Source organism: Pedobacter sp. UYP30 (assembly GCF_040547165.1).
Taxonomy (GTDB): Bacteria; Bacteroidota; Bacteroidia; order Sphingobacteriales; family Sphingobacteriaceae; genus Pedobacter.
In genome coordinates this window covers 41,082-50,056 of record NZ_JBEPPD010000023.1, presented here as the reverse complement: position 1 = coordinate 50,056, position 8,975 = coordinate 41,082, and the positions used below count along the sequence as shown (strand labels likewise).

Sequence of the window (8,975 nt, the reverse complement as noted above, 5' to 3'; positions counted from 1 at the left end):
CTCAGTTGCTATTGCCAATCTACAACTATCATCATCTGGAAATGATTTTATGAAGGCTAAAATATTCTCACCCCTAAAAATATTGTTCATATATTTGATTTTGATACTAATATACGTGTTTATTAAGTAAGTAACTCGATAAGTTTTTAAAACACATTAGTTTTGAATTTGGCAAAGGTGATATAATTCTTTCTTATAATATTTCTTCTCAGTTTAATTTTGAGAACGAGGGTTTTGATGCTGATGTATTGTCGTTAACCGATTTTTTAGAGAAGTTTTATCTGCATATAAAATTGTTTATTAATCAAGCTGGGTTTGAGGCGATCAAAAAAGCAGAAGAAAAGGAACGCATGAACTACTCATTAAAAGATGAGGCGATAGGCATAATTGAAAATTTGCGGGCAAATGATATGTATGAATTTTAATATCGAATAGGTATTTAACTAATAATCTGCGCTGTTCCACACCTTCCGCAGGGCGATTTAGAACTTTAGATAAATGGGATTTGTAGTCCCGATGAAAGAATACAAAAGGAGTTGTGTTTTTTCGGATTAAGAAATCCGCAGTATATTCACTTCGGTATGGGCAAGCTCAATATCCCAAAGAATGGGCTGCCAATTGTCAGAATCAGGATTTTGAGAATTTTAGGATTGGTGGATTTTCGGCCGCATAATCCTGCTCATCTTTTAATCTTGAAAATCCTGATTCAGACGATTTTAGGATGCGAGAGTTTAAACCGTCCTAACTTTCAACTTTCAACTTTCAACTTTCAACCTGAAACCTTAACCTCAACCTGAGTCTCACCCTCTACTTCCTCATCTTCAAAAAACTCACAATATCATTCATCTCCACGTTAGTCAAAATACCGCCGTAAGCAGGCATATTTAGTGCGCCGTTGGTGATCATTATTTTAAGCTGCTGCTCATTCCAAGACCTACCAATAATAGAAAGGTCTGGTCCACGTTTGCCGCCAACGCCATTTATTCTATGGCAATACTGGCAACCTTTTTTATAGAATAGGTTTAGTCCATGCTCTAAATTGGGCTGTTTAAATTTCATGGTATTAGCAAGGGGCGGTGTATCGAAATGGGGCGACCAGTCTGCCTGATAACCCAGATACATAAACCCAAAAATGAAGGAAAGGGTAGTCAATACTCCAAAAATTGCCCAAGGCCGCCTCATGGCATGACGTTCGCCACGATTGGAGATAAATGGAATAGATAGAAAGATTAAGATGGTAAGCAATGGCCCGAAGAAAATAATGTACGAACCGATTTTTGGAGGCATGAGCGCAAACACCGCAAAAAATGGAATCATGTACCAATCTGGCTCTGGAACAGCATCTATGGCAGAAGGATCTGGAGCTTTGGTCAACGCTGGTGCGCCAAATACAATGGCCAATCCGATAATGGCCAACACTACACAAGCGCCAAAAAGGGCGTCGCGCCAAGCAGCATTTGGCCAGAACGGAACACCAACTTTTTTAAGCATGTCGTTATACCATTTTTTGTAGGTTTTTGGATTTACCAAGCGCCCGACTTTTGGCGGTTCAGAAATGCCATTTCTTATCACCAAAAATAAATGCAATCCAATTAATAAAAACATAAGCGCCGGGATGGCAAACACGTGGAACGCAAAAAACCTGCTCAGCGTATTGTCTCCAATAGTTGGGCCACCCAACAGCACTTGAGCCAAATAATGACCAATAATTGGCACACGACCAGCTTGTTCTGCAGCAACTACCGTGCTCCAAACGCCGTTGCTGTCCCAACGTAACAGTTGCCCAGTAAAGCCCATGGCAACTGTTAAAAAAAGTAAAATAACGCCTGTAACCCAGTTTATTTCTCTTGGATATTTATACGCTGCGGTGATGTAAACCCTAATAAGATGGATGCCGGCAAATAAAATCATGCCCGATGCGCCGTAATAGTGGATGCCACGCAGTACGTTACCCAAAAATGCCTGATTGGTAATGTATTGCAAAGAATGATAGGCGTTGGCAGAAGATGGCTCGTATAAGAAGCTTAAGCCAATTCCAGTAACTACTTGCAGTAAAAAGCAAAAGAGCGTAGCGCTTCCAAACACATAGCTCCATTTGCTATTTGGTGGCACCAAATGGTTTAGCAAGGGCTTTACGGCAGCGCCTATGCCTGTTCTATCTTCTAAGTAATTAATTAATTTTTTAAACCAAGCCATGCTAGGATATCATTTTTGTAATGGGTACTGGTGCCGTTTGTATTTCTATGCTGCCATTTCTTGTCCGCACCTCATATTGTACTAAGGGTTTTGGTGGCGGCCCGGCAGCTACTGAACCGTCTTTGTAATACACACCGCCATGGCACGGGCACATAAATAAATCTGCACCTTTTTCCCAACGGATTGGGCAGCCTAAATGCGTACAATTTATAGAAAAGGCCGTAAATTTATTCTCGGAATCTCTACGCAACCACGCTGCCGATTGGTCGCTTTTTCCTGCCAAGGTGTTGTTGTTTGCGTTTGTAAATTTAACCAATTCGGTATTTCCAACTGCAAAGCCATCTAGCTTTGCCACAGCGCGCCAAGTCTGTTTATGCTTTTTAATAAGCGGATTAAATAATGCTCCAATTACTGGAATGCCTGCGCCTAAAGCAGCAAGACTTCCTAAACCAATACTTAGTTTAAGCAGGAAGTTCCGTCTTCCCTCGCTAATTTCCTTCTCTTGTTTCATCGATTAAATCTTTTATCCATCCACGTATAGATACCACAATAGTTACAAAGCCAACCACAGAAATAATCCAGGTGGTTACAATTCCCCAGAGCAAAAACGCAAAGCCAAAAGCTAGGAAAAATGGCCAGTAGGTTGGTCTGGGCAATTTTTGAGGCCGTGCTTCGTCCTTCCAAGTTTTTACCTGCTCTATTAAAATATCATTTGTAATTTCTCTATTCATTGCCCCAACGTCGGGTTTCTCACTCATAATAGCTTCCTTTCCAAATAGGCGTTTTAATTTTAGGTATTTCTTTATCTTTTATCCAACTAAGAAAAAGATAGCAGCAGCCAGAAATGTATATGAAACAACATGGCACCCACATAATTAAACCCGCCGCTTGTTGGTCTGTACTTCTGCTGATGTTCCAGTTGTTTACAATCATGTTCGAGAAACCGTATTCATCAGGCATAAAGTAATGGCTGTATAACGTTGGCGGAGCAAAAGTTAGGTATAATCCTAAAATAGAACAACCAATACAAGCGGTAAACAAATAAACAATCCCTAAAAGCGGATGTAAACGCATAGTTTTTATTGGCCCCATAATTGGCCAAGCGAATAACACACCTGCAAAAAGCAGCGTAACGGTGTGTAGCACGGGCAAAATATGAAAGCCGAAAGCGGCGTGATGCATCGGGAACACGGCATCGAAAACAATTGGGATATGCCAAAACCACATTAGACCAATGCCTGCAATCCAGCCCAGCCAAGGCCATCTTTTCATCGTGGAAGAAATAGTTTTAAGAACCTTGTTTTCTGTAGGAAGATTTTTCGGCAAGCCAATAACCAACAGTGGTCCGCAAAGGAGTAGTAGAAAGATATGAACAAGCATGTATGCGCTGAGCAAATAATGCATCCCGAGGAAGTGCAGCGGAGAACTGGTAATTAAGAGCATCAAAACCACACCCGAAAAATAACTTCCTGCGCCTTTTACTAGTTTTCCTCCAGATAATTTAAAGTATGCGTAGGTAAGGAATACCGTTAAGATAACTGCGCCCCAATCAAACATCCAATAAGTTAATAAATTCTCCATGTTTAGCTCATTTTAAAAGAAATAGGGTGAAACATAAATTAGTGTAAACACAAAGACCCAAACCACATCTACAAAATGCCAATACAACCCAATGGTTTCTATAACGGTTGATTTATGGTCTCTAAAATTGCCCTTAAAAATTAGATAAATTAGTATGCAAAGCATAATGAGACCCAAAATAACGTGGAAGGCATGAAAACCCGTTAACGTAAAATAGTTGGTGCCAAACATATCGTTGCTGATGGTAAAGTTGGCGGCAAGCAGGTTTTTATATTCTATGGCTTGGCCCGATAAAAAAGTGAGACCTAACAACACGGTAACAATCATCCAGATTTTAAGGTTTTTATAGTTGCCTTTTCTGTAATTGCGCTCAGCGAGATGAAGGGTAAAGCTGCTTAGAAAGAGTGCAAGAGTAAAAAGACTTTCTTCTTTAATGTTCAGTAAAGATTTAGATTGACTGCCGAAATTAGAGTTTAAGGCAAAGTACACATAGGCAATCATCAGCGATACGAAGAGGATGGCTTCTGTGGCAATAACCAATTTTATCATCAATTTATTTTCCATATCACTTTTTGTCGGCTAATTTTTTTCTCAAGTCTCTTAATGGCCTGAAGGTGGCTACCGGCGGAACTTTTGTAAAGTTTTTTAATTGTGGAGGCGAAGTAGTTGCCCATTCTAACGTATAAGCAGCCCACGGATCGTTGCTAGCAAGCTTGCCAGTTTTTCTGCTTTTATAAATGATGTAGAGTAGAAATAGGGTAGAAAACCCCATTAAGAAAGCACCAACCGTAGATACCATATTCATCCATGCGTAGCCTCTAAAATTTGCAAAAGTATAAACTCTACGTGGCATACCGTTTACGCCCAACACGTGTTGTATAAAGAAAGTAGTGTTAAAGCCTATAACAAATAGCCAAAAAAACCAACGTCCCAACTTCTCGCTAATCATGCGGCCAGTAATTTTTGGAAACCAATAAAACAGTCCAGATAATAGCCCGAATAAACTTCCTCCCACAAAAACATAATGCAAATGGGCAACTACGTAATAGGTGTCGGTCAATTGCCAATCGATGGGTACAATGGCGAAGGAAATTCCGCTAAGGCCACCAATGGTAAATTCTACCAAGAAAGCCATCGCGAAAAGCATAGAGGTGGTAAAACGAAGCGTTCCGCCCCACATGGTGGCCAACCAGGTAAATATTTTTATCCCGGTAGGTACGCCGATTAACATGCTGCTCGCTGCAAAAAAGCTATAAACGGTTAAGCCTAAACCTACGGCAAACATGTGGTGCACCCAAACGCCAAATGCAAGTAAGGCGATTAACATCCCGGAGCCAACAACAATCCAATAGCCAAAAATGGGTTTACGCGAATAGACAGAAAACACTTCGGACAATATTCCAAAGGATGGCAAAATAAGGATATACACCTCTGGATGTCCAAAACCCCAAAATAAGTGCTGCCAAAGTAGGGCAGAACCTCCATCGTTAGGGTTAAAAAAATGTGCATGTAATTGCCTGTCCATCAAAAGCATGGCTAACGCTGCATTTAGCGGTGGAAAAGCTGCGACAATTAAAATAGAATTGGTTAATACCATCCATACAAAAACAGGCATGTTTTTCAGGCTCATCCCCGGGCTGCGGCAGTAGATGATTGTAACAACAAGATTAATTGCCGTGGCCACTGTGCCCGCTCCAATTAGCAAAAGACCAATGCAATAATAGTCTACTCCGCTGGTTAAAGAGTATTGACTTGTATTTAATGGCGCATAATTAAACCAGCCTGCATCGGGCGCTCCTCCTGCAAGGAAACTGTAATATAACAATAGGCCGCCAAAAAGGCTTATCCAAAGGCTAAATGCGTTCATTCTAGGAAAGGCCGTTTCGTTTGCGCCGATCATAAGTGGCGTCATATACACAGAGAAGCCTAAGATGGCAGGTGTTGCCACCAAAAAAACCATCGTTGTGCCGTGCATGGTGAACAATTGGTTATATACCTCTGGGCTTAGGAACGTGTTGTTTGGCACCGCAAGCTGAATCCTCATTAAAAGCGCAGCAAAGCCTCCGACCAAAAGAAACAACACCGACATTAATAGGTATAAAATGCCAATTTGCTTATGGTCTACCGTAGAGATCCATTGTAACAAGCCTTGGCTATAACTAACACTAACGCCCGGTATTTGCTCTTCTGGTTCTGGTATATCTAGTTCTTCCATTATTTTAAACTGCTTAAATAATCAACCAAAACAGCAATACTATCTTTGGCGTAGATAAAACGTGGCATATTTACGCCAGGTTTTACTTCTTGAGGATTGCTTATGAAACGAGTGAGATTTTCCTTATTATTCTCTACCAATCCAGATAATAAGGTGCCTCTACTGGCTATGTGTGTAAGGTCCGGGCCAACTTTTCCATTTGCACCAGTGCCGCGGATGCTATGACAAGAGCCGCAACTATTTTTGCTAAAAAGTAGTTCTCCTTTTTTAATATTTTCATCAGGAGAGATGATAGCAGGTTTTGCATTTTCTGCAAGCCATTTATCGTAATCTTTTCGTGTTTGGGCAATCACTTTTATGCGCATGTTGGCATGTTGTCTCCCGCAAAATTCGCTACAAGCGCCCACGTAAGTTCCGGGTTTTAAAATACGTAACCATAAATAATTGGTAACGCCCGGAATCATATCCATTTTAGCGCCAAAAGAAGGTACCCACCAGTCGTGTATTACATCTGCAGCTTTTAGTTGGAGCAATACTCTTTCATTTACCGGCAAGTGAATTTCATTTGCAGTTACCGCGCCGTTAGGGTAATGCACATCCCAAAACCATTGCTTGCCAGTAATTACCACCGTGGGTTTCTCGTTTAACACCTGCGACTCCGTATCTTTCATGGTTTTAATAGTAAGGTAAAAAAAATACGAAACCATTAAAAACGGTACGCCGACCATAAAGATTTCAAGTAATCGATTGCTGTAAATCTGTTTCGGTTCAGCTTGGTTTTTTTGTCTAGCTCTAAATTTGAAGGAAATGAAAATGAGCAGCCCGATAACTAAAATTAAAATTGCCGAAGAGGCGATAATGAAATAAATGTTTAGCGTGTGTAATTCTACAGCCTCGCTGGTTCGCGGACTAAAAATAGAAATGTCTTTAACGTATTGTACCGAATCGGGCATACGGCGGGTAATTTTAAAATTCAACTCGAATAAAAGAACAAGGAGCAAGGAATAAAGACGCGTTGCCTTTAACCTCAGCTCTCTATAACATTCCTAAGCTCTGTAGGAGCGGCCGAATTAGTAACGTCGGGTTTTAACCTGATGTGTAACTAGCCTTTGCCTTAACCTCAACCTATCTTCACTCCTTTCCAAAATGCTACGTAATCTTTAATTTCTTTGGCCGCGTCTTTCGGTTCGGGATAATACCAAGCCGCATCTTTATTTTCCTGCCCATCAACAAAAACAGAATAATAAGACGCTTCACCCTTCCATGGGCAGGTGCTGTGCATATCAGACTGCTTAAAATACGATTTTTCTATCGATGATTCTGGGAAATAATGATTGTTTTCTATTACGATGGTATCATCGCTTTCGGCTAGGGTTGCGCCATTCCAAGTTGCTTTCATATTTGCTTAACAAATATTAAAATGCTTTGATTTATTTATTTTTTTTATTTTTAAAAAAGCCTAAAAATGAATGGGGCGCAGACTTATTTGGAACTTTAAGAAGATTTAAATTTTAAGATACTAATGGGTTATTTTCTGAGATACATATATCAAGAGTTGACTTAAATCAGGTTGCAATAAGTACATTTTAATTTTTAGCTTATTTTTGATTTGCTGCCGTGATGTTAATGCCGTTATCTAATTACCCGCCCATTTTTGCCGATGTTTACGTCATCAAAAGGTTTTAAAAATTGCGTAACCACTTCGGCAAATTCTCGTCTTGTTAGTACCCTTTCCAAATCGAAAGTAGAGGTTAAGCCGTAACTTTTATTCCAGTTTGTCTTAATTGTTTTTAAGGTTGCATCTTCTGCTTTGTTGCCAACATAACTTATTAAATCTACTAGATTTTTTAAATTTACCGGTTTATCTTTGTGGTCGTCGAACCAAATCTGGGCTTTGTAGTAATACTCTTTTATGGGTTGTTTTATCTCTGCATAAGTTACTTCCTTAGCAGGCCTAAAAAAGGCTTGGTGGTTAGAAATTTCGGCTTTAAGAATACCTGTAAGTCCTATTTTTTGTATGGCAAGCCAGTTTGTATCTGTAACTTTAACATCTGCAAAGGGCATTAACGGCAATTTGTACTGTAAAAGCTCACCCTGAATGGCCTTTAAATTAGATTCGCTCGTTTTTTTACCGTAAAAGGCGGCATAGGCTGCGGTAGCTCCAGCTGCTTGGCCAATTTCTAAAGTGCCTGCGGTTAAATAAATAAGGTTGTTTTCTGTTGCGTTTAATAGGCTGTATAAAGATAGAAAGCGAGGTTTTGAGGCAATAATACCTGCTACCGTTGTTCTATAAACGTTGTTTTGGTAAGTCAGCGTGTCTGTTTCTGCAGGAGATAAATTAGCTATTTTGAGCGATTCGAATAACGGCTTCGGGTCGCCCGCCATAATTAACACCTTACTTTTAATGTCTCTGCCGTTGGCGAGTTTAAGGGACCAACCGCGGCCACTTCGCTTTAAGTCGGAATAAGAGCTGTTGGTGTAAATACTCAAAAGCTTAGAGCTATCTGCCCAATATTTAATCACGGCATTGGCAGTAGGTGCATCTAGCACAGGCAAGGCCACACTGTCTGGAAGTTTTAGATATTTTTTTGCGTTTTTTTCAAAAGCTTTTGCAACACCATTGCCAAAAAATTGCTTAAAATCGTTTAATTGAAGCTGATTGTTTGGTAAAAGCAGGATGGTTTTTACGCCAGATATGCTTGCCTGAGCCGCCGCTGCAAACGCTGCATTAGAATTTCCAATAACCAGTACATCTGTTTTAATGGTTTGCGCAAAGATTGTAAGGGGAATACACGATAATAAGACTAAAATAAGTTTTTTCATTTCAAAAATTTATACTGCAATATGCTTTAATTCGATGAATTTCTGATGAAAATTGCTCAACAATTAATCTGCACAAAGAACAAACGGTTACATAAGTTACGTTGTTGTGCAAAAAAGGGATTGAAAACAAGCACGAATTATTGCCGATAAAAGATAAATT

At 39.9% G+C, this 8,975-nt stretch carries 10 protein-coding genes; 1 reads left to right on the top strand and 9 read right to left on the bottom strand.

Annotated features, from left to right (window positions below):
• Nucleotides 1-248 precede the first annotated feature (248 nt).
• Nucleotides 249-425 carry a hypothetical protein gene (locus ABIB40_RS18250; RefSeq protein ID WP_354360919.1) on the top strand — a complete coding sequence of 59 codons (177 nt, stop codon included), beginning with the start codon at nt 249-251 and terminating at the stop codon, nt 423-425.
• 382 nt (nt 426-807) lie between these two features.
• Here the strand turns inward: ABIB40_RS18250 and ABIB40_RS18245 are convergent, their stop codons facing one another.
• The 9 genes from ABIB40_RS18245 to ABIB40_RS18205 form a co-directional block, all read right to left on the bottom strand.
• Nucleotides 808-2,196: a cytochrome b N-terminal domain-containing protein gene (locus ABIB40_RS18245; RefSeq protein ID WP_354360917.1), complete on the bottom strand. Its 1,389-nt coding sequence runs from the start codon at nt 2,194-2,196 to the stop codon at nt 808-810.
• A 1-nt stretch (nt 2,197) separates the two neighbouring features.
• Nucleotides 2,198-2,707, bottom strand: coding sequence for a QcrA and Rieske domain-containing protein (locus ABIB40_RS18240; protein ID WP_354360916.1), 510 nt, complete (start codon nt 2,705-2,707; stop codon nt 2,198-2,200).
• Complete coding sequence (locus ABIB40_RS18235; protein ID WP_354360914.1) at nt 2,685-2,954, bottom strand: hypothetical protein; 270 nt, start codon at nt 2,952-2,954, stop codon at nt 2,685-2,687. Before ABIB40_RS18235 ends, ABIB40_RS18240 begins: the two co-directional genes overlap by 23 nt.
• Nucleotides 2,947-3,777 (bottom strand): cytochrome c oxidase assembly protein, encoded by an 831-nt coding sequence (locus tag ABIB40_RS18230; RefSeq protein WP_354360912.1) that lies wholly within the window; start codon nt 3,775-3,777, stop codon nt 2,947-2,949. The genes ABIB40_RS18235 and ABIB40_RS18230 overlap by 8 nt, the downstream gene beginning before the upstream one ends.
• Nucleotides 3,778-3,789: 12 nt before the next feature.
• Nucleotides 3,790-4,341, bottom strand: coding sequence for a cytochrome c oxidase subunit 3 (locus ABIB40_RS18225; RefSeq protein WP_354360910.1), 552 nt, complete (start codon nt 4,339-4,341; stop codon nt 3,790-3,792).
• Nucleotide 4,342: 1 nt separating this feature from the next.
• Nucleotides 4,343-5,992, bottom strand: a complete 1,650-nt coding sequence (locus ABIB40_RS18220; RefSeq protein WP_354360908.1) for a cytochrome c oxidase subunit I — start codon at nt 5,990-5,992, stop codon at nt 4,343-4,345.
• A complete protein-coding gene (coxB, locus tag ABIB40_RS18215; RefSeq protein ID WP_354360906.1) occupies nt 5,992-6,945 on the bottom strand; it encodes a cytochrome c oxidase subunit II in 954 nt (317 codons plus the stop codon). The genes ABIB40_RS18220 and coxB overlap by 1 nt, the downstream gene beginning before the upstream one ends.
• A 167-nt stretch (nt 6,946-7,112) precedes the next feature.
• Nucleotides 7,113-7,391 carry a DUF427 domain-containing protein gene (locus tag ABIB40_RS18210; RefSeq protein WP_354360904.1) on the bottom strand — a complete coding sequence of 93 codons (279 nt, stop codon included), beginning with the start codon at nt 7,389-7,391 and terminating at the stop codon, nt 7,113-7,115.
• A 233-nt stretch (nt 7,392-7,624) separates the two neighbouring features.
• Nucleotides 7,625-8,815, bottom strand: a complete 1,191-nt coding sequence (locus tag ABIB40_RS18205) for a hypothetical protein (protein ID WP_354360902.1) — start codon at nt 8,813-8,815, stop codon at nt 7,625-7,627.
• Nucleotides 8,816-8,975 lie beyond the last annotated feature (160 nt).